Annotated in this window: 21 protein-coding genes, 1 tRNA gene and 1 pseudogene; 12 read left to right on the top strand and 11 right to left on the bottom strand. The window is 65.4% G+C overall.

Annotation, left to right across the window (positions count from 1 at the left end; all coding sequences use genetic code 11):
• The first annotated feature begins 209 nt into the window (after positions 1-209).
• Both JQ580_RS27200 and JQ580_RS27195 read left to right on the top strand, forming a co-directional pair.
• On the top strand, positions 210-1,307 hold the full coding sequence (locus tag JQ580_RS27200; protein WP_212283523.1) for an LLM class flavin-dependent oxidoreductase: 1,098 nt from the start codon (positions 210-212) through the stop codon (positions 1,305-1,307).
• 58 nt (positions 1,308-1,365) lie between these two features.
• Positions 1,366-1,935 (top strand): flavin reductase family protein, encoded by a 570-nt coding sequence (locus JQ580_RS27195; protein WP_212283401.1) that lies wholly within the window; start codon positions 1,366-1,368, stop codon positions 1,933-1,935.
• 45 nt (positions 1,936-1,980) lie between these two features.
• On the opposite strand, the gene JQ580_RS27190 is transcribed toward JQ580_RS27195, so the two are convergent.
• From JQ580_RS27190 to JQ580_RS27175, 4 genes are all read right to left on the bottom strand, one after another.
• Positions 1,981-3,846 carry a sigma-54-dependent Fis family transcriptional regulator gene (locus JQ580_RS27190; RefSeq protein ID WP_212283399.1) on the bottom strand — a complete coding sequence of 622 codons (1,866 nt, stop codon included), beginning with the start codon at positions 3,844-3,846 and terminating at the stop codon, positions 1,981-1,983.
• A gap of 94 nt (positions 3,847-3,940) precedes the next feature.
• Positions 3,941-7,246: an acetyl-CoA carboxylase family protein gene (locus JQ580_RS27185; protein ID WP_212283397.1), complete on the bottom strand. Its 3,306-nt coding sequence runs from the start codon at positions 7,244-7,246 to the stop codon at positions 3,941-3,943.
• A gap of 123 nt (positions 7,247-7,369) precedes the next feature.
• Positions 7,370-8,038, bottom strand: a complete 669-nt coding sequence (locus tag JQ580_RS27180) for an aspartate/glutamate racemase family protein (protein ID WP_212283395.1) — start codon at positions 8,036-8,038, stop codon at positions 7,370-7,372.
• Position 8,039: 1 nt separating this feature from the next.
• Positions 8,040-8,810, bottom strand: coding sequence for a GntR family transcriptional regulator (locus tag JQ580_RS27175; protein WP_212283393.1), 771 nt, complete (start codon positions 8,808-8,810; stop codon positions 8,040-8,042).
• A 199-nt stretch (positions 8,811-9,009) separates the two neighbouring features.
• On the opposite strand from JQ580_RS27175, the gene JQ580_RS27170 reads away from it, so the two are divergent.
• The 7 genes from JQ580_RS27170 (at position 9,010) to JQ580_RS27140 (ending at position 14,944) form a co-directional block, all read left to right on the top strand.
• Positions 9,010-10,134, top strand: coding sequence for an ABC transporter ATP-binding protein (locus JQ580_RS27170; protein WP_212283391.1), 1,125 nt, complete (start codon positions 9,010-9,012; stop codon positions 10,132-10,134).
• Between the two features lies 1 nt (position 10,135).
• Positions 10,136-11,185, top strand: a complete 1,050-nt coding sequence (locus JQ580_RS27165; RefSeq protein WP_212283389.1) for an ABC transporter substrate-binding protein — start codon at positions 10,136-10,138, stop codon at positions 11,183-11,185.
• Complete coding sequence (locus JQ580_RS27160; RefSeq protein ID WP_212283387.1) at positions 11,186-12,043, top strand: ABC transporter permease; 858 nt, start codon at positions 11,186-11,188, stop codon at positions 12,041-12,043.
• On the top strand, positions 12,033-12,842 hold the full coding sequence (locus JQ580_RS27155) for an ABC transporter permease (RefSeq protein WP_212283385.1): 810 nt from the start codon (positions 12,033-12,035) through the stop codon (positions 12,840-12,842). Before JQ580_RS27160 ends, JQ580_RS27155 begins: the two co-directional genes overlap by 11 nt.
• Before the next feature lie 2 nt (positions 12,843-12,844).
• Positions 12,845-13,744 (top strand): polysaccharide deacetylase family protein, encoded by a 900-nt coding sequence (locus tag JQ580_RS27150; protein ID WP_212283384.1) that lies wholly within the window; start codon positions 12,845-12,847, stop codon positions 13,742-13,744.
• Positions 13,745-13,964: 220 nt separating this feature from the next.
• Positions 13,965-14,465 carry a hypothetical protein gene (locus JQ580_RS27145; RefSeq protein WP_212283383.1) on the top strand — a complete coding sequence of 167 codons (501 nt, stop codon included), beginning with the start codon at positions 13,965-13,967 and terminating at the stop codon, positions 14,463-14,465.
• A gap of 11 nt (positions 14,466-14,476) precedes the next feature.
• Positions 14,477-14,944 carry a hypothetical protein gene (locus JQ580_RS27140; RefSeq protein WP_212283381.1) on the top strand — a complete coding sequence of 156 codons (468 nt, stop codon included), beginning with the start codon at positions 14,477-14,479 and terminating at the stop codon, positions 14,942-14,944.
• 33 nt (positions 14,945-14,977) lie between these two features.
• Here the strand turns inward: JQ580_RS27140 and JQ580_RS27135 are convergent, their stop codons facing one another.
• The 3 genes from JQ580_RS27135 to JQ580_RS27125 form a co-directional block, all read right to left on the bottom strand.
• Positions 14,978-15,907, bottom strand: coding sequence for a CobW family GTP-binding protein (locus JQ580_RS27135; RefSeq protein ID WP_212283379.1), 930 nt, complete (start codon positions 15,905-15,907; stop codon positions 14,978-14,980).
• A gap of 4 nt (positions 15,908-15,911) precedes the next feature.
• On the bottom strand, positions 15,912-17,402 hold the full coding sequence (locus tag JQ580_RS27130; protein WP_212283378.1) for an amidohydrolase family protein: 1,491 nt from the start codon (positions 17,400-17,402) through the stop codon (positions 15,912-15,914).
• 242 nt (positions 17,403-17,644) lie between these two features.
• The gene (locus JQ580_RS27125; protein WP_212283376.1) at positions 17,645-18,853 is read right to left on the bottom strand and encodes an alpha/beta hydrolase family protein; all 1,209 of its coding nucleotides are present in this window, start codon (positions 18,851-18,853) and stop codon (positions 17,645-17,647) included.
• 952 nt (positions 18,854-19,805) lie between these two features.
• On the opposite strand from JQ580_RS27125, the pseudogene JQ580_RS27120 reads away from it, so the two are divergent.
• Positions 19,806-20,830, top strand: a pseudogene (locus JQ580_RS27120) (alpha/beta hydrolase).
• Positions 20,831-20,891: 61 nt separating this feature from the next.
• Here the strand turns inward: JQ580_RS27120 and JQ580_RS27115 are convergent.
• The 4 genes from JQ580_RS27115 to JQ580_RS27100 form a co-directional block, all read right to left on the bottom strand.
• On the bottom strand, positions 20,892-21,425 hold the full coding sequence (locus JQ580_RS27115) for a 2'-5' RNA ligase family protein (protein WP_212283374.1): 534 nt from the start codon (positions 21,423-21,425) through the stop codon (positions 20,892-20,894).
• Positions 21,426-21,638: 213 nt separating this feature from the next.
• Positions 21,639-23,456: a UvrD-helicase domain-containing protein gene (locus tag JQ580_RS27110; RefSeq protein WP_212283372.1), complete on the bottom strand. Its 1,818-nt coding sequence runs from the start codon at positions 23,454-23,456 to the stop codon at positions 21,639-21,641.
• A gap of 122 nt (positions 23,457-23,578) precedes the next feature.
• A tRNA-Glu gene (locus JQ580_RS27105) sits at positions 23,579-23,653 on the bottom strand.
• Positions 23,654-23,710: 57 nt separating this feature from the next.
• Positions 23,711-24,055 carry a hypothetical protein gene (locus JQ580_RS27100; RefSeq protein ID WP_212283370.1) on the bottom strand — a complete coding sequence of 115 codons (345 nt, stop codon included), beginning with the start codon at positions 24,053-24,055 and terminating at the stop codon, positions 23,711-23,713.
• On the opposite strand from JQ580_RS27100, the gene JQ580_RS27095 reads away from it, so the two are divergent.
• Complete coding sequence (locus JQ580_RS27095; RefSeq protein WP_409363233.1) at positions 23,946-25,076, top strand: RluA family pseudouridine synthase; 1,131 nt, start codon at positions 23,946-23,948, stop codon at positions 25,074-25,076. The genes JQ580_RS27100 and JQ580_RS27095 overlap by 110 nt on opposite strands.
• 220 nt (positions 25,077-25,296) lie before the next feature.
• Complete coding sequence (rpoH, locus tag JQ580_RS27090) at positions 25,297-26,196, top strand: RNA polymerase sigma factor RpoH (RefSeq protein ID WP_212283367.1); 900 nt, start codon at positions 25,297-25,299, stop codon at positions 26,194-26,196.
• Positions 26,197-26,202: the final 6 nt, after the last annotated feature.

Raw genomic sequence — 26,202 nt, 5'->3', positions numbered from 1 at the left:
TCTCTCCTCGTCTCACGGCCGGGACGCTGTCTCGCGACAATGAGACGGCATCTTGGAGTCTGACGCCGGGATAACGGCTATTGCGCGGGCAAACCAGCCCTTTCTCTGCGATTTGAAGCCGCCCCGCACTGGCACAGCGCTTGCTCAACCGTCCCCGCTCAACTCCGTCAACGCGCGACAAGACGCGTCAACATCAGATGAGGAAACCCATGGAGATCGGCTATTTCACGATGCCTTCGCATCCGCCGGAGTGCGGCCTGAAGGAAGGACATGATTGGGACCTGCAGGTCCTGCGCTGGCTCGACGAGCTCGGCTACCAGGAAGCCTGGATCGGCGAGCACCACACCGCGCCCTGGGAACCCAATCCCACGCCGGACCTGCTGATCGCTCAGGCCTTGATGCAGACCAAGAACATCCGCATCGGGCCGGGCGGCTTCCTGCTGCCCTATCACCACCCGGCCGAACTCGCCAACCGCGTCGCGATGCTCGACCATCTCTCCGGGGGCCGGCTCAATTTCGGCGTGGCGGCGAGCGGTCTGCCGAGCGACTGGGCAATGTTCAACGTCGACGGCATGAGCGGGCAGAATCGTGACATGACCCGCGAGGCGCTCGAGATCATCCTGAAGATGTGGAGCGATCCCGCGCCCTGGACCTACAAGGGCAAGTTCTGGACGGTGACCAAGCCGGACACGATGTTCGACTTCCTCAAGCCGCACATCAAGCCGTTGCAGACGCCGCATCCGCCGATCGGCGTCGCCGGGCTGTCCAAGAACTCGGACACGCTGAAGCTTGCCGGCGAGCGCGGCTTCATTCCGATGAGCCTCAACCTCAACCCGGCCTATGTCGGCAGCCACTGGGACTCGGTCGAGATCGGGGCGGCCAAGACCGGGCGCAAGCCGAACCGTGCCGACTGGCGCCTCGTGCGCGAGGTGTTCGTCGCCGACACCGACGAGGAGGCCTGGAAACTCTCGACCGGCGACATGATGGGCCGGATGATGGGCGAGTACTTCCTGCCGCTGCTCGGCCATTTTGGCTTCAAGGACTATCTGAAGCACGCGCCTGATGTGCCCGATAGCGACGTCACCGTCGAATATTGCGCCAAGCGGAACTGGATCGTCGGCTCGCCGGCGACGGTCGCCGAGAAGATCGAAAAGATCTACGACGAGGTCGGCGGCTTCGGCGTGCTCTGCGTGTTCGGCTTTGATTACAAGCACAAGCCGGAAGCCTGGCACCACTCGCTCTCGCTGCTCAAGAACGAGGTGATGCCGCGCCTTGCGCATCTCGGCTCCGCAAAGAAGGCAGCTTGACGCTCGGCGGGTGCGGCGCGATCGTGCCGCACCCGCTTCTATTCTCGGAGATGTCCGCGTGACGGTCGACGCCAGTCCTTTCGACGCAAAGGATTTCAAGCAGGCGATGCGCCAATGTGCCGGAGCCGTGGCGCTTGTCACGGTCGGTGCCGAGCACGGCAAGCGCACGGGACTGACGGTAACTTCGGCCTGCTCGCTGTCGGATAGCCCGCCCTCGCTGATCGTCTGCGTCAACCGCAACGCCAGCGCGCATGCGCGCATCCGCGAGGAAAGGGCCTTTGCGATCAACTTCCTGCACGAGGACCACGCGGCGCTGGCGCTGACCTTCAGCGGCCAGAAAGGCGTCAACGGCGACGATCGCTTTGCCTTTGGCCAATGGACTCGCGGGGAAACCGGCGCCCCGGTGCTGACCGACGCGGTCGCCGCGTTCGACTGCGTGCTGGCGCAGGAATTCGAGACGACGACGCATTCGATCTTCGTCGGCGAGGTGCGCGGCGTGTCGCACGGCGCGGAAGCGACCCCGCTGATCTATCTCCGCAGCAGCTTCCACACGCCGCGCGAGATGCGCGGCACCGTCACGGTTGGCGATCTCGACTCGCGGCACCTGAGCTGGAGCGATTTTTCGTAATGAACGGCGCTCTCTTTTCTTCTCCCATCGTGGGGACAGAGATCGCTACTGCGCCGTCTCGATCCTCAGCTGCTTGATCTTCCGATAGAGCGTCGCGCGGCCAAGCTTCAGCGCGCGAGCGGCCTCCGTGACGCGGCCGCCGTGCTTGCGCAAAGCCTCGACGATCGTCGCGCGCTCGGCCGCTGCGAGATCAGGCTCTGCTCTCTCGCCAAACGGCGGCAGATCGAGATCGGCATCGGTGATCACCCCATCCTCCGCGGTGCAGCCGGCGAGCCGCAGCACGTGGCGGAGCTGGCGCATGTTGCCGGGATAGGAATAGGCCGAGAGCTGCGACCACGCTTCGTCCGAGACGCGGCAATTCGGCGCCTCCTCGCGCGCGATCTGGCGGATGACGTCGTCCCGGTCGGCGCGTTCGCGCAGGGCTGGCAGCCGCACCTCCAGGCCGCGCAGACGGAAATAGAGATCGGCGCGGAATGCGCCTTCTTCGGCCATGCGGCCGAGATCGCGGTGGGTGGCGCTGACCAGGCGGATATCGACGGCGACGGGCTTGAGCGCGCCGAGCGGCCAGACCTCGCGGTTCTCCAGCACCCGCAACAGCCGCGTCTGCAGCGCGATCGGCATGTCGCCGATCTCGTCGAGGAACAGCGTGCCGCCGTCGGCCTGCACGATCAGCCCCTTCGAGCCGTCGCGCCGCGCACCGGTGAAAGCGCCGGCCTCGTAGCCGAACAGTTCGGCGTCGATCAGGCTCTCCGGCATCGCCGCACAGTTCAGCGCGACATAATTGCCGCGCGCCCGGCCGCTCGCGGCGTGAATGGCGCGTGCGAACAAATCCTTGCCGACGCCGGTTTCGCCATACAGCAGCACGGGCAGATTGTGATCGCCTATGCTGCGGAGCCGCTTGACGCTTCTGATCAGCCCGGGATCGCGGCCTGCGAGCCTATGCAGCGCGTCGAAACGGTCGACAGGCGCATCGCGGCGCGGTGCAAGCGGGCGCGTCGAGGATCTTGCGCGCAGCGGCGGCGCAACATGACCCTGACCCAGCGCGCTGCCGTCGGCGCGGCGCAGCTCGACGGGCTCGTCAGCGCCGCGGCCTGCATGATGATCGAACTTGACGTAGCGCGACAGGTCGATCCCGGATGCGATCAGACCGTCGGTGAGGCCCAGCAATGCGCGCGCAGAGCGGCAGGCGCCGACGATGCGGCGGTCGTCGTCATAGGCGAGCAGACCGCTGCCGCCGTCGCCCGGCACGGTCGCGATCCAGGCGTTGCGGAAATGATCGCGGAAGATCGCGCCTTCCATGCGCCGGGTCGCCTCCATCGTCACCGCGAGCGCGAGCTGATGCGCAGCGCGCTCGAGATCCTCCCGGCAAGAGGTGATGTTGATGGCTCCGGCGAGGTGGCCCGCATGGTCGAACAGCGGCGCGACCGCGCAGGAGAACATGTGCCACTGCGCGCGAAAATGCTCGTCGCGGTGCACCAGGATCGGCTTCCGCTCGGCGAGGCAGGTCCCCAGACCGTTGGTGCCCTCGCAGGCCTCGGCAAAATTCGAGCCGGTGTAGATCTTCCAGTCCATGAACAGGCGCGCATCCGCCTCGCCCGGCAATCGGCTGAACAGCATGGTCGCGTTGGCGTCAGCGAGATTGACGCAATAGCCGGCGTCACGCAGCACGCGGGCGAGGTCATCGAGTTCGGGCGTAACCAGCCGGATCATCTCCTCCATCGGCTCGGCGACGTGGCGGATCTCGGCTTCGGTCAGCGTCTGCGGTGGCCCCTGCCGGGCGGGATCGAGCTTGTGGCTGATCAGGCATCGCCGCCAGGAGTTGGCGATTCGCGACGAGGCATCGACCTCGGCCACATGATTGGCGACGGACAAGACACGGGCGACATGGTTCGAGGCCGAAAGGCTGGCCATCGCGGACGTCTCCACCCTGTATTTTGTGCAAAGTCTGGCACCACGGGCGGCGATGTCAATCGGGAACCGGGTCGCAGCAATTGCTGCACTGCGCTCACCACGTATCGATGCACGGCCGCTTCTTCCCCGTCCGCGTCGGCGGCTTCGGCACCGACCGCAAGCCCGCCATGATCCAGCGCCGCGTCTCGGCGGGGTCGATGACGTTGTCGATCTCGAACACCGAGGCGATCGAGACCGCCTTGCCGTTGGCATAGAGCTCGGCGACCTTGTTGCGGTAATATGTCTCCCGCTCCTCGGGATCGGCGATCGCCTCCATCTCCTTGCGGAAGCCGAGACGGACATAGCCCTCCAGCCCCATGCCGCCGAACTCGCCGGTCGGCCAGGCCGCCGTGAAGAACGAGGCGTGGAAGCCGCCGCCGATCATCGATTGCGCGCCAAGACCGTAGCCCTTGCGCAGCACGATGCCGAACAACGGCACGGTGAGGCTCGCGCCAGTGACGAACATGCGCGAGACGTGGCGCACGATCGCGGTCTTCTCGGCTTCGGGGCCGACCATGAAGCCGGGCGTGTCGCACAGCGAGACGATCGGCAGATCGAAGGCATCGCAAAGCTGAAGGAAGCGCGCGGCCTTGTCGCCGGCATCGGCATCGATGGCGCCGCCGAGGTGACGCGGATTGTTGGCGATCAGGCCGAACGGCTTGCCCTCGATCCGGATCAGCGCGGTGATCATGCCGACGCCGTAGTCGCGGCGCAGCTCCAGCACGCTGTCCTTGTCGGCGACGAGATCGATCACGCTGCGGATATCGTAGACGCGCAGCCGGTTCTCGGGGATGGCCCGGCGCAGCAGGCGCTGATCGGCGGCCTGCCATTCCGTCACCGCGCCCTGGAAATAGGACAGGTATTTCTGCGCGGCTCTCGTTGCCTCCTCCTCGTCCTCGACAAGGATGTCGATGACGCCGTTCGGCGACTGGAACGAGACCGGGCCGACCTCGGCCGGATGATAGACGCCAAGGCCGCCGCCTTCGATCATCGCGGGGCCGCCCATGCCAATCGAGGCGTTCTTGGTCGCGATGATGACGTCGCAGCAGCCGAGCATCGCGGCGTTGCCGGCGAAGCAATAGCCGGAGACGACGCCGATGACTGGCACGAGGCCGGAGAGCCTTGCGAACTGCACGAAGGAGGGGCCGTCGAGACCGGTCATGCCGAGCCGGTCGGTGTCGCCGGGCCGGCCGCCGCCGCCCTCGGCATAAAACACCAGCGGCACGCGCCAGTCTTCAGCCAAGGTCAGCATGCGGTCGATCTTCTTGTGGTTCATGTGGCCCTGCGTGCCCGCGAGCACGGTGTAGTCATAGGCCACGACGATGCAACGCGCGCTCTCGGATCCGAACTTGTCGGCGTTGACGGTGGCAACGCCCATCACGAGGCCGTCGGCCGGCGTGTTCTTGATGAGATCGTCGAGCTTGCGGCGGCGGCGCTGCGCCGCGATCGCGAGGCTGCCATACTCCATGAACGAGCCGTCATCGACGAGCTGTGCGACATTCTCGCGCGCGGTGCGCTGGTTGGTGTTGCGGCGGCGCTCGACCGAGGTCGGACGGTTCGCATCCAGCGTGTTGGCCTGACGCGCGATCAGTTCGGCGAGATCAGGGCGGATGTAATCGAGGTCGATATCGGCTTCCGCGGCCGTGCTGTCGGCCGCGACGTCGAGAGGCTCGAGATAAAGGATCGCCTCGCCATGCATCAGCGTGGCGCCGTCGCCGGCAGCGAGTTTCATGACGCGGCCGCCCTGCTCGGCCATCACGAGATGCTCCATCTTCATGGACTCGATCACGGCGAGCTGCTGACCCGGGCGCACGATCTCGCCCTCCTTCACCTGAATGGTGACGATGGTTCCTTGCAGCGGTGCCGCGACCATCACAGTGCCTTCAGGCACCGCTTGCGCGACGTGCGTATCGGCGCCGTGCGCACCACCCCGCTCGGACGGGGCGAAATAGAGCGGCTTTGCCGCACCATCGGCGGCCTCGACGAGCCTTGCGATATTGCGATCGATGAAATCGGTCGCGATCCGGTTGGTCCTGAAATCGGGATGCGCCAGCACCGCCTGGAGGAAGGCGATGTTGGTGACAACCCCGTCGATCCGGAATTCGCGCAGGGCACGCGAGGCCTTTGCAACGACGTCGTGCCAGGCTTCGCCCGCCGTATGCACGATGACCTTTGCAAGGAGAGAGTCGTAGGCCGCGCTGGTCTTGTAGCCAGCGTAGCCAAAACTATCGACGCGCACGCCGGGCCCCGACGGCGGCTCGAACAATGCGAGCACGCCGCCGGTCGGATACGTCGCGCCCGTCTCGTCCAGCGTCTCCATGTTGACGCGGAGCTGCATGGCGTAGCCGCGGGGCTTCGGGATCGATCCTTGCGCCAGGCCGAGCGAGGCCAGCGTCGCGCCTGATGCGACCGCGAGTTGGGCGCGGACGAGGTCGAGCCCGAGCACTTCTTCGGTCACGGTGTGCTCGACCTGGAGCCGCGGGTTGGCCTCGATGAAGGCAAAACTGTCCTCGGCCGTGCCGTCGACCAGGAACTCGAAGGTGCCGAGATTGTCGTAAGCCGCCGCCGTCGCGAGCTGCTTCGCCGCCTCGATGATGCGGCCACGCAGGGAATCGCTCAGCGACGGGCTCGGCGCCACCTCGATCAGCTTCTGGTGCCGGCGCTGGATGGTGCATTCGCGCTCCCAGAGATGGGAGATCGCGCCATGGCGGTCGCCGATGATCTGCACCTCGATATGACGCGCCTGCCGGATCAACCGCTCGGCATAGACGCCATCGAAGCCGAACGCCGCCTTGGCCTCCGACCGGCAACGCGCATAGGCCTCCGCGAGATCGGCCGCGTTCTCCACCACGCGCATGCCGCGACCGCCGCCGCCGGCCATGGCCTTGATCACGATCGCCGCATTGCTGCCGAGCGAGGTGAAGAACGCCGCGATCTCCTCCAGCGAGGACGGCCCGCTGGTGCCGGCGATGATCGGCACGCCGCAGCGCTTTGCCAATTGCCGGGCCGCGACCTTGTCGCCGAACAGTTCGAGCGCCGTCACCTTGGGCCCGACGAAGGTGAGGCCTGCGTCGGCGCAGGCTTTTGCGAACGCTGCGTTCTCGCTGAGGAAGCCGTAGCCGGGATGCACGGCATCGCAGCCGACGCTCGTCGCGGCCTTCGCCACCGCCTCGATATCGAGATAGGCCCGGGCGCCGCGGCCGGGGATTTCGACGGCTTCGTCGGCCACCCGCACGTGCAGCGACAGCGCATCATCGGCGGGATGGATCGCAACGGTGGCGATGCCGGCATCGGCCGCCGCGCGTGCGATGCGGATGGCGATCTCGCCGCGGTTGGCGATCAGCAGTTTCTTGAACGACATCCAGCGGTCTCCGTGCCCGCAAGCATGCGGGTTGGCCAATTCGATGATCCTGCTTCATCACTTTAACCGCTGTCGTCAAGGCTGGGGAGCCGGTTGCGACCGCCGCTCCCGCAGGCCGGAATATCAGCCGGCCACACGCGCGGTGATGAGACCAATAATCCGCGCCACGGCAGACGGGATCGGTGCAATGATCGGCACCGTGAACATCGGCTGAAGGTGTCGCGCAGCCTCGCCAAGCGGCCCACCTCCGATGATCACGGCCTCGGCTCCGTCCTGCACGATGCAGGCTTCGGCTGCGCCGGCAAGGGCAGCGCGCAGCCGTTCCGGATCACGCATCAGTTCGTGCGGATCGCCATCGGCGAAGCGCGTGCCCGTATAGCGATGTTCCAATCCCAACGCCTGCGGCAAGGCGTCGATGTTCGCGCCGAGCCGCGGCGTCGTGGTCGCCACGCCGAAGCGGCGGCCGCCTTCAGCCGCTTCAAGCATCGCGGACTCGCCGATACCGACAGCAGGCAGATCCGTGCGGGCCTTGATCCCGGCGAGGCCGGGATCGCCGAACGCAGAAACGATGATGCCATCGCAGGCGCATCTCGCGGCCAGCGCGATCTCCTCGACCTCGCGCGCAGCCGCGTCCAGCGCATCCGCCGAAACGATCATGGGGGGAGCGCGTGTTGCCGTGGCGCCGACGATGTCGAAGCTGCCGGTAACTGCGGACCTCGCAATGGCGACCATCATCGCTGTGGTCGCCTCGAGGCTGTTCGGATTGACCAGGAGGATGCGACGACCCGACATGTCAGGCGCCGGCTCGCGAGCGCGCACCAATCTCCTTGAAGATCGCGGTGAGCTCGTCGACCTCGTCGGCGTCCTGCTTCGGCCGGATCCGCTGTTCCATCTCCTCGATGTGATGACGCATCGCATGGATCGCGCCCGCCTTGTCCCGGGCGAGGATCAACGCCCCGATGTCCGGGTGCGCGTCGGGCGAGCAATCCGGCTCGCCCGGCTGCTCGAACGTCGCGATCGCCAGCGACGTTCGCAGCATCAGCTCGCGCGACATGTCCAACAGAACGCGGTTGCCCGCAAGCTTGGCGACTAGGATATGGAACTCCGCCGTAAGCGACAGCGAGGCCCAGCGGTCGTTGCGATCGTGTCGCGCCTCCAGCTCCATGTGCGCCTTCAGCGCGGCCTTGCCGGACTTGTCCAGCCGGTCGACCGCCGCGGCGACCGCCGCGACCTCGATGATGCGGCGCGCGGCGAAGATGTCCTGCGCCTCCTCCCAGCTCGGCCGGTACACGAAGGCGCCGCGGTTGGGGATCTGCATCACCACCTTGCGCGAGCCGAGATGGGCGAGCGCCTGCCGGATGTGTATCCGCGTCGTGCCGAAGGCGGAAGCGAGCTTGTCCTCGCCGAGCTTGGCGCCCGGCTTCAGCCGCTTCTGGCTGATCGCGGTCAGAATGCCCTGGACCACCGGATCATCATCGACGCTGCGCGGATCGACGGCATCCGGCTCAACGCGCTTCGGCTCGACAGGCTTGGTCTTGCGCTTGAGAGGACGGCTTCGCTTCATGTCTCGCTTTTACAGGATTCCCGGCTGTTGCCGCAGCCCATTTTTTGGACAAAACAGCCGCCCTATCGTTTACAAAACAGACATTAAATTGGCGCCAATCTATGGCGCCATAAATTTTGCTAAGCGTCCCAGCATCTTAGCATGCAGCCCGCACTGGCACGGCGATTGCTAACCTTCCTTCCGCAGAACAATGCGAGGGATGGAGTTGACGTTGAGTGACGTGCGCGGACATTCGCTGGATCTGAAGGGTATCGGCCACGCTTTCGGCACGACTGTCGCGCTCGACGAGATCGAACTTGCCGTCGCGGCCGGAGAACTGATCGCGCTGCTCGGGCCGTCAGGCTGCGGCAAGACCACGATGCTCCAGATCATCGCCGGCTTCCTGCGCCCCTCCAAGGGCGAAGTTCGCTTCGACGGCGCGCGCGTCGAGCACATTCCCGCCAATCGCCGCCGCATAGGCATGGTGTTCCAAAACTACGCGCTGTTTCCGCATCTTAGTGTGTTCGAGAACGTCGCCTATGGATTGCGGGCGCGCAAACGGCCGAATGCCGAAGTTGCCGCGAAAGTCGAGCAGATGCTCGGGCTTGCCCAGATGGCGCAGTTTGCGCGCCGGCTGCCGGGCGAACTCTCGGGCGGACAGCAGCAGCGCGTAGCGCTGGCGCGCGCGCTTGCGATCGATCCGGGCCTCGTCCTGCTCGACGAGCCGTTCTCGGCGCTCGACAAGAATCTTCGTCTCGACATGCAGATCGAGATCAAGAGCCTGCTGAAGACCTTCGGCGTCACCTCCATCATCGTGACGCATGACCAGGAGGAGGCGCTTTCGATGGCCGACCGCATCGTCGTGCTCAACAAGGGACGCATCGAGCAGATCGACAGTCCGGATGCGCTCTACGACCGGCCGGCCAGCCTGTTCATATCGAGCTTCATCGGTCACACCAATTTGCTGCGCGGCGCCGTGACCGAGACCGATCGCGTGCTGCTGGACGCTGGTCCCGAAATCAACCTGGGGCGCTCCGCGCAACGCCGGCGCGGCACGGCGGTGACCATCTCGGTGCGGCCCGAGAACATCGCATTCGGCGCCGCCGACCGACCCGGCGCCATTCCCGTCACGATCCGCGCCACCGTCCCCCTCGGCGCGGTCAGCGTCACCGAGGTCCTGACGACGAGCGGCGAGGCCGTGAAGATCAGTCAGGCGCGTGCCGCGACAACCACGAAGGCGCGGGCCGGAGAGACGGCCTGGCTCGCGATCACCGACACCTCGCGCATCAGCATTTTCAGCACGCCGGCCGACGGCGTCCAGGACCATCAGCAAAGGAGTGTTTGACATGAGCCTATCCCGGAGATCGCTGCTCACCTCAGGTTCGGCCGCGCTCGCGGCGGCAAGCCTGGGATGGCCGACGTCGTCGCGCGCCGCGACCTCGATCGTGGCAACAACCTATCCCGGCAGCTTCGACGAGGCCTTCCGCGCCGTGGTCGGACCGGCCTTCAAGAAGACCAGCGACAGCAGCGTCACCTTTACGCCCCTGCTCGGTGTCGACCAGATCGGCAAGATCCAGGCCTCGCGCAATGCGCCGCCGTTCGACGTGGTGCTGTTCGACGAGGGCCCGCTGATCCCGGCGATCGCGAGCGGCGTGCTTGAGAAATTCCCGGCGGAACAGTCGAAATCCCTTGCCGACATTCCGAGCGCGTTCCGCCATCCCGACGGTTACGCCCCCGTCATCACCTGTCAGTTGATCGGCATCGCCTACAATCCGAAGAAGATCACGACGCCGCCGACCTCGTGGGAAGACCTTTGGAAGCCCGAGTACAAGGGCCGCGTCGGCATCACCGGGCTCGGCTCGAGCCTCGGCACCGCCTTCATGGTCGAGATCGCCAAACTCAACGGCGGCTCGGAGACCAATATCGAGCCGGCCTTCGACGCCATAAAGAAGCTGCTGCCGAACGTCGGCGCGATCGCGGCCTCGCCCGGCGCGCTGGCGGCGCTGTTTCAGCAGGGCGAGATCGATATCGCCTTCAACTTCTGGAACAACGTGGCGCTGCTCGCCGCCAAGGGCGTCGACATCGCCTTCGCCAAGCCGAAGTCGGGTGCCGTCGTGATCCGCACCAGCGCGCAGATCGTCAAGAACAACCAGGACCCGAAGCTGGTGCTCGACTATCTCGACACCGTGATGTCGGTCGCCGCGCAAAAGGGGCTCGAGGCCGCGCCCTGGGTGATGATGCCGACCAACGGCAAGGTGGCGCTGACCGGCGCGAACCTCACGGTGGCCAAGAGCGTCGACGACCTCGTCGCCAACAACGTGCTGCTCGACTGGACCAAGTTCCAGGCGATGCGCGGCGAATGGATCACCCGCTTCAGCAAGGAAGTGAAGATCTAGATGTCGCCGGCCGACACGACCGCGTCCAGACAGTTGCTGCCGGCCCTCCCGCTGGCAGCGCTGTTCTTCGCAGCCTTTGTGCTGCCGCTGACCGCACTCGTGCTGGTCAGCCTGTTTCGGGACCCGCAATTTTCCGACCTCTCCCTGGTCCAATATGTGCGATTCCTGTCCGATCCGTTCAGCCTCAAGGTGCTGTCGGACACGCTTTGGTTGGGAGCGGAGGTCGCTCTGGCGACGCTGGTCCTCGCCTATCCGCTCGCGCTCGTCTATGTCGCGAGCGGTCAGTTCATGCGCACCCTGATCACCTTCCTGATCATGCTGCCGTTGCTGACAAGCACGGTGGTGCGCACCTTTGCCTGGATCGTCATCCTCGGCCGCGACGGCATCGTCAACTCGGCGATGCTGTCGCTGGGGTTCTGGCAGGCGCCGGCGCGACTGCTCTACACATGGGAGGGCATGGTGCTGGCGCTGACGCAGATCCAGCTTCCCCTGATGGCGCTGCCTGTCATCAACAGCCTGCTGCGGCTCGACGGCAATCTGACGCGGGCTGCCGAGGGATTGGGGGCAAGCCGCGCCCGCATCTTCATCACCATCGTCCTGCCTCTGACGCTGCCGGGCGCCATCGCCGGCTGGCTGCTCGTCTTTGCCGCGGCTGCAACCGCCTTCATCACCCAGACGCTGGTCGGCGGCGGGCGCATCATCCTGATGCCGTCCTATATCTACCAGCAGGCCGTCGGCGTGCAGGACTGGCCGTTCGCGGCAGCGCTATCGCTGATCTTCACGCTGGCCGTGACCGGCATCGTCTTTGCCGTCGGTGCGCTCTCCCGCCGCTTCGTGCGAGGCGTCGATGCAGCGTAGTCTTGTCGACCGGGTCTATTCCGCCGTGGTCGGTACGATCACCGGCTTCGGCATGCTCCTGCTGCTGGCGCCGACGCTGATCGTGCTCGTCATATCCTTCACCGGCGGCATCACGCTGAAATTCCCGCCGCCGAGCTGGTCGCTGCGCTGGTATCTCGAGTTGCTGCGATCGCAGGAGATCATGGAGCCCGCCTTGACGAGCCTGAAAATTGCCGCGGCGGCGACAATCCTCTCCGCGGTGCTGGGCGGCGCGGCCGCGCTCGGGCTCGCACGGAGCAGGTTGAAGATCGCCCGCATTTTGGACGCGCTGTTCATGTCGCCGATGGTACTGCCCGCGATGGCCTTCGGCCTGTCGCTGCTGCTGGTCTTCAACCTGCTCGGCATCCGCCTGTCCGCGGCGACGCTCGTGCTCGGCCACACCGTCATTTGTGTGCCCTTCGTGATCCGGATGGTTGGGGCCTCCGTGCAGCAGCTCAATCCGGTGCTGATCACCTGCTCACTCAGCCTCGGCGCCAGCCGCTGGTACACGTTCCGCCGTATCACGCTGCCGCTGATCCGCCGCGGCATCGTCGCAAGCTGTTTCGTCGCGTTCCTGACCTCATTCGACAACGTGCCCGTCTCGCTGTTCCTGGCCGATGCCCGCACCGAGGTGCTGCCGATCAAGCTCTGGGCGATCCTCGAAGGCAGCCTCGACGTCCGGGTCGCCGCCGTCTCGGGCGTGATCGTGCTGGTGACGCTGGCCGGCCTGGTCTGCGCCGAAATCTTCGGCGGCATCAGCCGCCAAATCGGGAACCGATGATCATGCCCATCGAACGCGATCTCCGCGGATATGGACGGGCACGCCCGGATATCATCTGGCCCAACGGCGCCCGGGTCGCGGTGTCGCTCGTGGTGAATTTCGAAGAGGGCGCCGAGCTTGCGGTCGAGCAGGGCGATATCGAGACGGAGCGTTTTGGCGAGGTCGCTTCGACGTCGCCACCGGGGATCCGAGATCTCGTGCAGGAACAGGTCTTCGACTACGGCATGCGGGCCGGCCTGTGGCGTTTCCTCGACGCCTTTGCCGACGCGAATGTCCGCTCGACCTTCATGATGTGCGGCCGCGCCGTCGAGCGTGTGCCCGAGCTTGCGCGCGCCGTGATCGAAGCGGGACACGAGCCGGCGGTGCACGGCTGGCGCTGGTTGCCGCACGCGCGCTACGGCGACCCCGAGACTGAGCGTCGCGATATCGAGCGGACGCGCGACGTCATTGCCCATTTCACCGGCGTCACGCCGGCCGGCTTCATGTCGCGCGGCAGCCAAAGTTCCTGGACCCGCGATCTCCTGATCGATCTCGGTTTCGCCTATGACTCCAACGCACTCGACGACGACCTGCCCTATTGGAGCCGTTCGCCGCGAGGGTCGATGCTGATCCTGCCTTACGGCTTCGACACCAACGACATGAAGTTCTTCCATCCGAATGGTTTCGTGCAGCCGGAGCATTTTTCCGACTATGTCGGTGCCGGGCTTGCGACGCTGGTCGAGGAAGCCGAACGCGGCCGCTCCGCGATGCTGTCGATCGGCTTCCACCTGCGCATTTGCGGCCGGCCCGCGCGTTTCCGCGCCGTAAAGGCCATTATCGCGGAACTGGCGCGGCTCGACCGCCGCGTCTGGGTGGCGACACGGGCCGACATAGCTGCCCATTTCCGCAACGCCGTGCGTTAGGCCGCTTGCACGCCCGCGACGAAAGCACTGACCTCGTTGTCAAGTGAACAGTCCAGCGGCCGCCGAAGCGGAGCCGGCGCATTCGAATCTCAACCTCTTCAAATCTAGAAGCCCTCGATATCGCCCCTGCGAGCGTTGACTTGGAGAGAGCTCCGGCAGAACGATCGACGCTGACGATCGGCGCCGACGGTGGCGCGAGCAGCGAAGGTCCGGAGGCTTCATGCATCCATCGACATCATCAGGGTCTCTCGAGCTTCCAGCGCTCAGCGCCGCGGAGCGACTCTTCATCTGGGGATTTCGCGCCAAGGCACGCAGCGGAGGCGCCGTTCCGACCGCAGCCGACATCCAGGAGGTGTACGACCATTTCCGCGTCGGCGATGCCGTGCTTTCGCTGGAATCCATCATCGAGATCTTCGCCTGCACGGCCCACACCGCGATCGAAGTGCACTGCCCGACCTGTCCGCGCATGTCGGATAGCGAGCAAGGGATTCTGCATGCCATCGCCGCGGCACAACAGGATCGCATCGACATCGTGCGCGAACGGTTCGAGAGCTGGCTGCCGCCTGTCGGTGCCGATTGGGCGCTGGCGCCGGTGCGGGGGCTCGCCACGATCTTCCGCATGGCAGGCCTCATCCTGCCCGACCGCCAAGTGCGATCGTTCGACCATGACCGGACCATGGCGATGAAGAGCTGGCCGGTCGGAAGTCCGACATTGCACTGACGAGACCGTTCATGCCCCCCGATATCTGCGGTTCTGTGCCGGATGCCGGCCAATCGCGGCTCTGCCCGCTCCAGGCCGCGCTTGGAGCGCGCCCCTGCGTCGACAATTACGATGATTTCTGCCGCGTCGCGCTGTCGCTGTTCCGCTTCATCGGAGCGGCCTACGCCACAGGCACCTCGGATTGCTGGGAGGCCGCCTACCGCTTTGCCGACGAGGCGCCTGGCATTGCCGACAGTCCGCTGCTGGTCGCGCGCGTGGCCGCGCTGGTCAGAATCCTGCGCAGCGGCCGGCCATGCGAACTTTGCTTCATGCCGCCGTCCTGTCGTCGCCTGTCGAAGGACGAGACTGAACTGATGCGATTGCTGGCGGTCGCGCGTCGCAAGCAGCCGGGCGAGCTCGAATCCATCGTCTGTGCCTTCGTCGGCTCCGGCCAGGAAGCTGCCGCGGCGCGGGCGGTCACCGCGCTTGCGTTGTGCTGAGGCTTTGGCGGGTTCCGGGCGGCGCAGATCGGATCACTCGCCCGCGACGCACGCCGCCATGATGGCGTCGAGCTCGGCTTTCGAGAGCACGCCGAGCTCGGCGATGAACACGATCCGCGCGCGCGGCACGCCTGCCGCCGGCGCATCGCCCGGGGCCAGCGTGGCGCGACCGGCGGCGAATTGAAACACCATCTGGCGTCCCGGCTGCTCGACGGTTTCGAACAGGCCTTTGGCCCGGGCGAGTTTCGGCGCCAGTCTGCCGATGGCCTGCTGCAGGCGCGGCAGCGAGAGCGGCTGGTCCGAGGTCCAGCTCAGCGTCTCGAAGCGCTGCTCGGTCGGTCGCTTCGGGCCGGGATCGCGCGGCGCGGTCACGCGATCGACATTCGCGGGGAATAGCAGCGCGGACGGGATTTCGCCGTGGTTCGCATCGACCACCACGGCGGGGACGCGTTGCGCACGAATGGCCGCGCGCATCCTCGCACCGGCGCCTTCATCCGCCAGATCCAGCTTGGTCAAGGCCACGATATCGGCAACGCGCAACTGCGAACGCTGGAGGGCATCCTCGAGCGCCGCCGGTGGTGTTGCGGCATCGATCACGCACAGCACCGTCTCCAGCGGCGCCTCGCGCAGGATCACGGGGTCCATCAGGTTGCGGACGATGTCGGCGGGATCGGCGACGCCGCTGGTCTCGATGACGATGTGTTCGGGCTTCGGATCCCGCCGCAACAGCGTCGAGAGCGTGCGCAGCAGATCGCCTTCGAGCGTGCAGCAGATGCAGCCGTTGGCGAGACTGACCACACCGTCGCTGGCGCCCGCGATCAGCTCCGCATCGATGTTGATGGCGCCGAAATCGTTGACCACGGCGGCAATCCGCCGTCCCTGCGCATGCGCCAGCAGATGGTTCACCACCGTGGTCTTGCCCGCCCCCAGAAAGCCCGTCACCAGGAGAATGGGGACCGGCATGGGGTCAGCCCCCGACGACGGGGCGGCGCACCGGCTTGCCCGGCCGCGCCGCGACATCGAGAATGCCATCGGCGATCAATTGCTGACCACTGACCACGAGATGCCGCACGCCTTCGGACGGACGGTTCATCGCCGTGAAGGTGGCGCGGTCGGAGAGTTTTTCGTAGTCGAACACGACGATGTCGGCGTCGGCATCCTTCGCGAGCCGGCCCTTGGCACGCATCGCCGGCGTGCTCTGCGACAGGATTTCCGCCGGGATCAGGGCGCATTTGCGCACGCCTTCGAGCAGCGACACGGTCTTGCGCTCGCGCACCCATTCGCGGATGAAGCGGGTGAAGCAACCGGCCGAGCGCGGATGCGAGGTGGCATCGTCGGGCAGCGGCCAGGCATCGCCGGTGTAGGTCTTGCCGTCCGACGTCGTCCAGGGCATCGCATCGGAGGCGATCGCGCCGCCGGGATACAGCACCGACATGTCGAGCAGGTCGCGGTGATGCGAATTGTTCTCGATGTCGAGGATGTGCCAGAGCACCAGCGAGGACGGCTCTTCGGCTTGCGCCTTCAGGAGCTCCTCGCGGTCGTGGAAGCGATAGCCGTCGGTCACGCGCTGCACCGAATCGTAGCCGGTGCCGTTGCGCTCGACGAATTCGGGGTCGCTGAAGAAGGCGGCGGCCAGCACGGTCGAGCCGGTGCCGTAAGGATAGGCCTCGACCGTGATGGGCAGGCCCTGCGCCTGCGCTTTCGCGATCAGCACGCGGCAACGCTCGACATCGGTCTTGCTCGACGAGTTGAAATGGCAGATGTGCATGTGCGCGCCGGTGGCGCCGGCATAGCCGATCAGGCGGATATAGGCTTCCACGGCGCTTTCGGGGTCGATCCGCGACATGAAGGCGACATGGGTGAAGGTCGGCACGTCCTTGGCGGCGGCCAGCTGGCAGACCGCGGTCAGCTCCTGCACGCCGGCGCCCGGGGCGTAGGCATTGAGGATGCCGATGCCGATGCCGCCCTCGTCGAGGCCACGCCCGAGACGTTCGAGAACGCCCGCGACTTCCGCGTCGGTGGCCACATTGTCCATCCAGCGGCGATCGCGCATGGCGTTGCCGAACGCCTCCAGCGAGCTCTCGGCGTTAGAGCCCGTCATCGCGCCGATGCGCGCAAACGCCCAGTTGGTGGCGGCGCCGTAGTTCAGCACCCGGCCCTTCCTCGCCTGGCGCTCGTACCAGGACCCGACCGGCAGCACGCCAGCCTCGAGATCGAGCGTGGTCGTGACGCCGTCGAACGCCTGCATGCGGTCGGCCGGAATGGACTGGCCATGGGCGTGCAGGTCGATGAAGCCGGGCGCGACCACGAGGCCGGTGGCGTCGATCACCCGCTCGGCGCCGCCGAGGCCCGTGCCGACGGCAGCGATCTTCCCATCCACGACCGCCACGTCGCCGACGGCGTCCATCCCGCTCGCGGGATCCACCACCCGGCCACCGCTGATTACCAAACCGCTCATATCGTCACTCCAGGAAGGCAGAAAGCCGGTCCGTCTGAGGGACCGGCCACACCTCCATCAAGGCAGATTTTGGCGGCAACGACCACCTCCAGCGATGCCAAGGCGGCATGCACAACGACCCACGCCTTTTGAAGGACGCGCGATGGCTCCGCGGCATCATGGCCGGGCTGGTCCCGGCCATCCACGGAGGCGCCGTTGGGGGGAAAGAACGTGGATGCCCGGGACAAGCCCGGGCATGACGGCTACAGTCCGTCGAACCATGCCTTCCATTTCGGCACAGCGGTTGCGAATGTGCCGCGATGGGTCGTTGGGCCGGTGGAGACGGCTTCGACCGCGGGATTGCCGCTGCCGATCGCGCGCTGATAGGTCATGGCGAGCTGGCCCAGCCCGACGCTGATGGCCTCGTCGCTCTCGCCGTAATAGTTGCGGACCGGGCTCTTGACGATCCAGCGATACGCCTGGGTTTGCGCGACCAGGCGCCCGTAGGCCGATGCCGCGAAAAACTGCGGATCGAAATAGTCGGCGCGGATCAGCTTGTGCAGGTCGGTGGGGACGTCGGCCGGATTGAAGGGTTCGCGCATATAGGCCTTGCGCGACACGTCGTAATAGGCATCCGCGATCAGCGAGCGCGCGAGCCCCGGCACACCGTAATAGTTCTCGAAGGAGAACGCCGTCAGGATGAACAGCGAATTCACCCAACTCGCATCGTTCTTGCGCGGGAAATTGAGAAAGCCGTTGAGCGCCACGAATGCGTCGACCGGCGCGCTTGCGGTGGCGACGGCGTCGACCTTGACGCCCGATTGCTCGAGTTTCTCGAGCATGGCCATGGTCACGAACCCGCCTTGCGACCAGCCGGCGAGAAACAGTTTCGTCGTGGTGAGCTTGAGATGATCGAGCACGGCGCGGCTCGCCATCAGCATGTCGGAGGTCGCCTGCTGGTGGCTCGCCTTGACCATGTAGCCTTCCGGCTCCGACGACGTGCCCAGCCCGAAATAGTCGGCGCCGATCACGGCGTACCCTTGGCCGGCGAACTGGGCGATCATCAATTGCGTTTCCGGTGATTGCAGCGGAAACGAGGGGACCTCCTGCCTGCCGTAGACGGTGCCGTGCTGATACGACACCATCGGGAACGAGGTGCCGCTGTCCTCGGGGATCGCGAGCAGTCCGGAGGCGATCGTAGGCTTGTTGCCGCGCTCGGGCACGACGGAGGAAAAGGTCACGCGATAGAGCCGGACGGCGTTGCGCGCCGGGCTGTAAGTTGTGGTGATCCCGGCGAAGGCGGGCGTGTCGACCTGGAGGATCTTGTTGAGCTGGTCGGCATCCCAGCGCGCGATGCGCTGATATTCGATGCTGGCCGACAATTTGACGACCTGGCCTTCCTGAGCTTGGGCGGAAATCCCCGCGAGGAGCTGGACGAGAAGCAGGAGAGAGAGACGCCAAGCCGATGTCATGCAGGAGACCCGTCGCAAGAGACTTTGGAATGAGCAAGTGACAGGCCTAAGCGGGTTCGGTTGAGATTTTGTTGCACCTCTCCCCGCGCCAAGCTGGAACCGGACTGCCGAACCGTGCGCGATTGTCGCAGGTCGCCGAGGCACGCGGTTGCGGTCTCGCGGCAATGATTTGCCCGAGCTGTGCTCCTCGTCACACCCTCTCGAAAGACAGGGTGCAGGGAAGGCCGGGCGCCGGCTGGCACCCATAAAGACCCCCGTGCTGAACAGATGCACACGCCGTGCACAGGGGAGATGCAGGGCAGCCGATACCAGGCCTTCCCTGCGCGATGGTCTGACGGCCAGTATGCCGCGCTCTCCCGGGAGCCGAACTTTCCTTTTGGCCTCCCTCGCCATTCGAATTGACGATGCCGTTCGCCCGGTTGAGCTTGCGCATCTTCGAACAGCTTGACCGTGGCAACGACGGCCAGGACGACGCGGTTTTGCCGTACGCAGGAGCGCCGTTCGTCTTCGCGGGTCACGCGCGCTCACGAGGTTCTCTCGCCCTGCGCGCGCAAGCTCCGCCTTGACGCCGCCTGCGTCCACCGCAACTCCCAGCTCGCGTTCGAAACGACGTACGACCGCCCCTCAAGTGAGCTGGGATGGCCGACACATACGATAAAACCGAATTTCGGTAAAGTGGAATATTTTCGAAGAGAGGGGTTGACAGTGAATTGGGCTGTTCTGCCGACGAGGCAGCGACCGAGCGCTGGGATGTTTCGAGGGTGACGCGACAAAGCAGGCGCTTCGCACTTGGTGCGCTCTCCATTCGATCGACATCACGCACTGATCCGACGGTCGTCCGAACGCCGTGACGAACCGACCGCGAAGCCGCTCCGCCGTCTTCTCGCCTGCATTGTCATTCAGGGACTGGGCGGGGCGTTGTTTTTGGTGGGCAAGTTCCCAAAGGTTCCATGTGATCGTCAGATCTCTTCTGCAACGCGACTCCCGCCATGCTGTTTCGCGCCGCGCCATCCTGGGCGGACTTCTGTCGGCAGGGAGCGCCGTCGCTCTCGGCGGATGCTCCGGGCTGGGTGCGACCGGCGCGCGCTATGACGCGTCGTCGCTGTCAGCTGATCCCACAGTGCTCGTCGCCACCACGCGCAAGCCCGCGAGTGGCGGCCGCGCGAAACCCTGGTTCGGGCCGGAGCGTGGGACGGGCATGACGATCGCGCGAGCGAGGCTGGTGGCCCCGGACGAGAGCCGTCTGTCTCTCGCCTCGGTCGGAATCGGCGATTGGCGCCTCGACCGGGTCGAACCGGCGTCGGCCGATGCCGGCGAGCTCGCTGCCGAGACCGGCGGAGGCGACGTGCTGATCTATGTGCACGGCTTCAAGCAGACCTTCGAGACGGCAGTGCTGGATGCCGCCCATCTCTCGGACGGAATCCGATTCCGCGGCCGGACCATGGCGTTCTCCTGGCCCTCCAGGGCAGGATTGTTCGACTATGCCTATGACCGCGACAGCGCGATGTGGTCCCGCGACGAGTTCGAACGCGTGCTTTCCGCGCTGGTGTCGGCGCCAAGTGCGGGCGCGTGCACATCGTTGCCCACAGCATGGGAACCATGCTGACGCTCGAAAGCCTGCGTCAGCTCTATGCGAAATACGGCGACACGGTCACGGGCAAGATCGGCGCGGTGGTGTTTGCCGCGCCCGACATCGACATGGACGTGTTCTCTTCGGCGATCCAGCGCATTGGCCCGCTGGCCGGCAAGATCACCGTAATTGCGTCGACGAACGACCGCGCACTGGCGCTGTCGGGTCAGCTCGCCGGCGGCATGACGCGGGTCGGCGCGGCCGAAAAGGCCGTGATCGCGCGGCTCGGCGTGCGCGTGGTCGACGCATCAGCGGAAGGCTGGGGCATCGTCAATCATGATCTGTTCCTGTCGAACGCGGAAGTGCAGAAGGTGATCCGGCGATCGATCGATGGGACGACGGCTTGAGTGCGAGCGGCGGCGCCGCGTGACTTTAACGCAAAGTGATCAATGATTCCCAAGCGACCAACTACGGCGGCAATTTCCGCTCGGCGATGATCCGCACGGGCGGAAAGGCAACGCAGTCCGCCACGTCGAACAGCACTTCAATGCTGCGATCAAATGCCCGCGCAAAGGCCATCGCTTCATCGCGCCGTTCATCGGCGACGGCAGTACCGAGCGTGCAATGTGGCGTCCAGGCGCCGGGCCGGTAATGGGGACGGCAATGCGCTGGATCGATTGCCGCGCTGATGGCGCCGTGGATGCGATTCAGGGTGTCATCGGCCTCCGGCTCCGCCCAGAGAACGAGGGGAGCCCCTTCGAACCAGCGAATTCGTTTGAACGCGATCCGCAGTTGCCTCACGCCGGCAATGGCTGCCTGCATCACGTCCCACGCGGTCTTCTCATCGATCGCAGGTCCGTCATAGATCGCAAACGTAAAGTGCGGCCGGTACCTTAGGGCGCGCATCGATGGCTCGACCTCGAACGCGGCAACCTGATCCCACAGGCTCTGGATCTCATGGGCTGAATCGTCGTCGGCCCGGATATTGATCGCCAATGCCACAGGCTCACTCCTTGGACGGCACAATCAAATCGAGCCCCCTGTCTCGCCGGTCCGCCAACTGCGAGACTAACGCGGGCAGGCTGCGAGAAACCAGATGAATTCCCGTCGGAGTTTCAACTCCCCATCGAACCGACGACGCCTGGTCGTTAAGTGGGAGATGATCCGCGCGGTCGACGGCACGATGGCGTAAGAGAGCGCCTGCGCGGCGTCGCTCTACGCGATCAGACGCTGCACCAAGGCGGACTCGCTCGAATACGTCAGCAGCGCTTCGTGGGTCGCCCGGGTCACCCCGACATAGGTCAAGCGGACGCACTCCTCGACGGTCTCGCCGTGGCGGCCGAGCAAGCCTAGGCCGGCGATGGCGACGCAGGGAAACTCCAGTCCCTTCGCAGAATGCATGCTCAGGAACCGCACGGCCACCCGCTTGACCGAAACCCGGTTGCGATTGTCCTTGGCCATATCGATCGGCACGCCATGCTTGGCCAGGATCTGGGCGACTTTCCCTCCGATCCAGTGCTCCGGATAGAGACAGGCCAGCTGCGACCATTCGTAGCCGGCCTTTTTCCTGTCGAGAAACCATTCGGCGACGCAGTGTGCTTCTGCGTCGACGCTCACGCACCGTCGAACGTCCGGCTCCAGCCCTTGCCGGCCCGCATCTTCGGGCAACAGGATGGCGTGCTCGTCGTCGGCCGTCGTGCCTGGAGCGCCAATGACGTCGGCCGCGAAGCGGCGCGCGAAGGCAACGATCTGGGCCGTGTTGCGGTAGTTCACCTTCAACACGGTGGTCCTGCCCTTGGCTTCGATTCCGAGCTGGCTCCACACCGGGCGCTCCCGTCCTTTGTAGATGGCCTGAATGTCGTCGTAGACGACCATCAGCGCCTTGGTGCGCGGGTTCACCATCTTGGCCGCAAGCGCGAGCCATTGCGGCTCGAAGTCGTGGGCCTCGTCGATCAGGACGGCGTCGTATTGCTCCGCTGGAATATGCCCCTGATCCACCGCCTTCATGACCTCCGCGACGCTCGCAGCCAACCGTTCTGCATAGTCCGGATAGTCACGCTCTGACGGAGGTGCGATCCCGTAAGTCCGCAGCATCCGGTAGCACCAGGAATGAAAGGTGAGGACCTGCACACGATTCTCTACACCTCTGTTTTGCATCGCGTCCTCGAGCCGCCCGGCGATGCCATTGGCGTAACAGAGGATGAGCACGGGCTTTGCCGCCGCACGCGCCAGATATTCGGCTCGAAAAGCAAGGATCAGCGTCTTGCCCGATCCCGCGACGCCGCGAATGATGCGATGCCCTTCTCCCAGACTGCGCGCGAACTGCTCCTGGTGCAGGTCCATCACCGCAAGCGTACGGTCCGAGGGATCTGCCGCCGGCGCGTCGTCCAAGGGCAAAGCAATCTGTCGGATGCGAATCTCCGGAAAGAGCAGCGCGCGAAGCCGATCGAACTGCGGCATCGACAGAGGTTCTCCAAGACGCGGATGAACCATGTCCCACAATCTGGATCGGAATTCCTCAGGAGGTGAGCCCTCGGTCATTTCATCCTTGAACAGACAGAGATGCTCGGCCATCACCTCCTTGAGATTGGTCTGCTGGAATTGCTTGCGCGTGATGTTGGTAAAGACGGCCCCGAAGCCGAACGGTACGATGGGCTTACCCATGAAGCGATGACCGGGTGGAAACAGCAACTGCCCGTCCCGGTCCAGCGTGCGCACGACATCGAACGCATATCTGCGCGCCTGCTCGAGCGGATTGCTCTCTCGCACGATGCCACGACTGGTCAGCAGCTCGACCTTCGTCTTGTCCGCCGAAACGATCGTCTCCAGCCGCCAGTCCTTCACCTCGAGCACGAGCAGGCCGTTCGCGGGATGAATGATGATGAAGTCCGGATGCCGGTTGAGCGGGCCGACGGGGAGGTTGTGCCAGACGACGGCGTTCTCTTCGAGGAAGTCCTTGAGCCGTTCCGCGAGTCGGAGCTCCCCACGGCTGTCGAAGCGCGCGAAGCCCAGGCTGGGGATCAGGATTGCCATGTGACGACCGCGAGCACCATTGCGGACCGCCTTGCAAGGCTACATGCGTAGCATGGCGGTTTTACTCCAAGGCGGACATCGTCGCCTAGAGGATACAGGTTTTCAATGGCTTAGGATTTATCTGGCGCTCCCTAGGGGAATCGAACCCCTGTTTCAGCCTTGAGAGGGCCGCGTCCTAACCGCTAGACGAAGGGAGCGTGATGGCTAGCCAATAACCTCGAAATTTGTCCGCCGCAAGGACCCCGACCGGCCTTTTACGGCTCATTGGCGAATTTCAGCTTTCCGGCCGGCTTCAGGGTATGGGCGTCGAAGGTGCGGATCTCGACGACGCCGCCGACGTCCAGCGTGACCACGAGGCGGTCGCCGGCGAGGCCGGTCGAGACGATTTTGGCGCCCTTCGGCAGGATGGCGGTGACGTCGCCGGCGGGCTCGGCCGCCCTTCCCTCGGACTTGAAAAGGCGGTAGCCCACCGCGATCAGCACGGCGCAGATCGCCAGCGCCGTGGTCAACCCCGCGATCAGCATCATCCGCCGCACCCGCGCGAACAGCGCGGCCTGCTCGGGGCTCGGTTCGGGAACAGCGGTATCAGACGTCGTCATGGAAAAACTTGATCCTAAGGGTCTTGGCTCTGCGCAGAAGTTGGAGGTTGTCGTCGAAGGCAACGAGGGCTCGGCCCGGCTCGACCGCGTGCTGGCGGCACACCTCACCGACCTGTCGCGATCGCGGCTGAAAGCCCTGATCCTGGCGGGCGCGGTGAGCCTGAAGGCCGCCGCGATCCGCGACCCCGCTTATCACGTCACATCCGGCGATACGATCACAATCGACGTGCCGGAAGCGGCCCCGCCGGAGCCCAAGGGGGAGGATATCGCCCTCGATATCGTGTTCGAGGACGACGACATCGTCGTTCTCAACAAGCCGAAGGGGCTGGTGGTGCATCCCGCCGCCGGCCACGAGACCGGCACGCTGGTGAACGCGCTGATCGCCCATTGCGGCACCTCGCTCTCCGGCATCGGCGGGGTACGCCGGCCCGGCATCGTGCACCGGCTCGACAAGGACACCACGGGGCTGATGGTGGTCGCCAAGAACGACCTCGCCCATGCCTCGCTGACCGCCCAATTCGCCGACCACGGCCGCACCGGTGCGATGCGTCGCGGCTACATGGCCTTTGCCTGGGGCGTGCCGGGCCGCCATCGCGGCACCATCGATGCGCCGATCGACCGGCATCCGCATGCGCGCGAGAAGATGGCGGTGCGCCAGGGCGGCCGCGAGGCCGTCACGCATTGGGACATCCTGGAGAGTTTCAACGGGCGCGACGGCAAGCCGATCGCCACGCTGCTGGCCTGCGAGCTTGAGACCGGGCGCACCCACCAGATCCGCGTCCACCTCGCCCATATCGGCCACCCCCTGATGGGGGATGCCGTCTATGGCCCGCATTTCAAGACCAAAGCGAACCAGCTCGGTAGCGAGTCCCAAGGAGCCCTCGCCGCGCTTGGACGGCAGGCCTTGCACGCCTATTTGCTGGTATTGGAACACCCGCGAACCGGAGAATTACTCCACTGGGAGGCGCCTCTACCGGAGGATTTGCTTCTCCTGCAGCGCGCTCTGAAAGCGGCGCTATGACGCAGGAGCCTTAAGAAAAGCGTTACATTACAAAAAGTTATAGCTGCCACACGGGGACGTGACGTCAGCAATCCTTCCCTTTTTGGCCCCCGATGGGGTATATTGCGCCTGCGTTGGAAGTGACCAACGTGGAACATCGCAGCTACGGTCGGCTTTAACAAAGCGGTCGTCTGCCTGGCCCGCCGCTATCGGGGGCCTGAACCTTTGGAGGGCTTTCAGCATGGCCCGTACCGCTACTTTGCCGGTCCTCAACGGAGAATCCGGCCTCTCTCGTTATCTCGCCGAAATCCGCAAGTTCCCGATGCTGGAACCCCAGCAGGAATACATGCTCGCCAAGCGTTGGCGCGAGCATGACGATCGCGACGCGGCGCATCAACTCGTCACAAGCCACCTCCGTCTCGTGGCCAAGATCGCCATGGGCTATCGCGGCTACGGCCTGCCGATCTCCGAGGTCGTCTCGGAAGGCAATGTCGGCCTGATGCAGGCGGTGAAACGTTTCGAGCCCGAGAAGGGCTTCCGTCTCGCCACCTACGCGATGTGGTGGATCAAAGCGTCGATTCAAGAGTACATCCTGCGTTCCTGGTCGCTCGTTAAGATGGGCACCACTGCGAACCAGAAGAAGCTGTTCTTCAACCTGCGCAAGGCGAAGAGCAAGATCAACGCGCTGGACGAGGGCGATCTCCGCCCCGACCAGGTCAAGATCATTGCCAAGCGTCTCGGCGTCACTGCCCAGGACGTGATCGACATGAATCGCCGCCTCGGCGGCGACGCGTCGCTCAACGCACCGATCCGCGACGACGGCGAAGCCGGCGAATGGCAGGACTGGCTGGTCGACAATACGCCCAACCAGGAAGCCATGCTGGCCGAGCACGAGGAATATGACGAACGCCGTGACGCGCTGAACGGCGCCATGGGCGTGCTCAACCCGCGCGAACGACGCATCTTCGAGGCTCGCCGCCTCGCCGATGAGCCGATGACGCTGGAAGACCTCGCTGCCGAGTTCGGCGTGTCGCGCGAGCGCGTCCGTCAGATCGAGGTCCGCGCCTTCGAGAAGGTGCAGTCCGCGGTCAAGGGCACGATCGCAAGGGCCGAACAGGCCGCGCTGGAAGCCGCCCACTGAGCGGGG

This window comes from Bradyrhizobium sp. SZCCT0148 (assembly GCF_018129985.1).
GTDB lineage: Bacteria > Pseudomonadota > Alphaproteobacteria > Rhizobiales > Xanthobacteraceae > Bradyrhizobium > Bradyrhizobium japonicum_H.
Note: the sequence above shows the minus strand (reverse complement) of the source record. Positions and strands in the feature narration are given on the sequence as shown.

What these genes read in the sequence shown, in the direction of transcription:
- JQ580_RS27200 (WP_212283523.1), top strand. Translation starts at nt 210, where the DNA reads ATGGAGATCGGCTATTTCACGATGCCTTCGCATCCGCCGGAGTGCGGC.
- JQ580_RS27190 (WP_212283399.1), bottom strand. Translation starts at nt 3,846, where the DNA reads ATGGCCAGCCTTTCGGCCTCGAACCATGTCGCCCGTGTCTTGTCCGTC.
- JQ580_RS27185 (WP_212283397.1), bottom strand. Translation starts at nt 7,246, where the DNA reads ATGTCGTTCAAGAAACTGCTGATCGCCAACCGCGGCGAGATCGCCATC.
- JQ580_RS27180 (WP_212283395.1), bottom strand. Translation starts at nt 8,038, where the DNA reads ATGTCGGGTCGTCGCATCCTCCTGGTCAATCCGAACAGCCTCGAGGCG.
- JQ580_RS27175 (WP_212283393.1), bottom strand. Translation starts at nt 8,810, where the DNA reads ATGAAGCGAAGCCGTCCTCTCAAGCGCAAGACCAAGCCTGTCGAGCCG.
- JQ580_RS27170 (WP_212283391.1), top strand. Translation starts at nt 9,010, where the DNA reads ATGGAGTTGACGTTGAGTGACGTGCGCGGACATTCGCTGGATCTGAAG.
- JQ580_RS27165 (WP_212283389.1), top strand. Translation starts at nt 10,136, where the DNA reads ATGAGCCTATCCCGGAGATCGCTGCTCACCTCAGGTTCGGCCGCGCTC.
- JQ580_RS27160 (WP_212283387.1), top strand. Translation starts at nt 11,186, where the DNA reads ATGTCGCCGGCCGACACGACCGCGTCCAGACAGTTGCTGCCGGCCCTC.
- JQ580_RS27155 (WP_212283385.1), top strand. Translation starts at nt 12,033, where the DNA reads ATGCAGCGTAGTCTTGTCGACCGGGTCTATTCCGCCGTGGTCGGTACG.
- JQ580_RS27150 (WP_212283384.1), top strand. Translation starts at nt 12,845, where the DNA reads ATGCCCATCGAACGCGATCTCCGCGGATATGGACGGGCACGCCCGGAT.
- JQ580_RS27145 (WP_212283383.1), top strand. Translation starts at nt 13,965, where the DNA reads ATGCATCCATCGACATCATCAGGGTCTCTCGAGCTTCCAGCGCTCAGC.
- JQ580_RS27140 (WP_212283381.1), top strand. Translation starts at nt 14,477, where the DNA reads ATGCCCCCCGATATCTGCGGTTCTGTGCCGGATGCCGGCCAATCGCGG.
- JQ580_RS27135 (WP_212283379.1), bottom strand. Translation starts at nt 15,907, where the DNA reads ATGCCGGTCCCCATTCTCCTGGTGACGGGCTTTCTGGGGGCGGGCAAG.
- JQ580_RS27130 (WP_212283378.1), bottom strand. Translation starts at nt 17,402, where the DNA reads ATGAGCGGTTTGGTAATCAGCGGTGGCCGGGTGGTGGATCCCGCGAGC.
- JQ580_RS27125 (WP_212283376.1), bottom strand. Translation starts at nt 18,853, where the DNA reads ATGACATCGGCTTGGCGTCTCTCTCTCCTGCTTCTCGTCCAGCTCCTC.
- JQ580_RS27110 (WP_212283372.1), bottom strand. Translation starts at nt 23,456, where the DNA reads ATGGCAATCCTGATCCCCAGCCTGGGCTTCGCGCGCTTCGACAGCCGT.
- JQ580_RS27100 (WP_212283370.1), bottom strand. Translation starts at nt 24,055, where the DNA reads ATGACGACGTCTGATACCGCTGTTCCCGAACCGAGCCCCGAGCAGGCC.
- rpoH (WP_212283367.1), top strand. Translation starts at nt 25,297, where the DNA reads ATGGCCCGTACCGCTACTTTGCCGGTCCTCAACGGAGAATCCGGCCTC.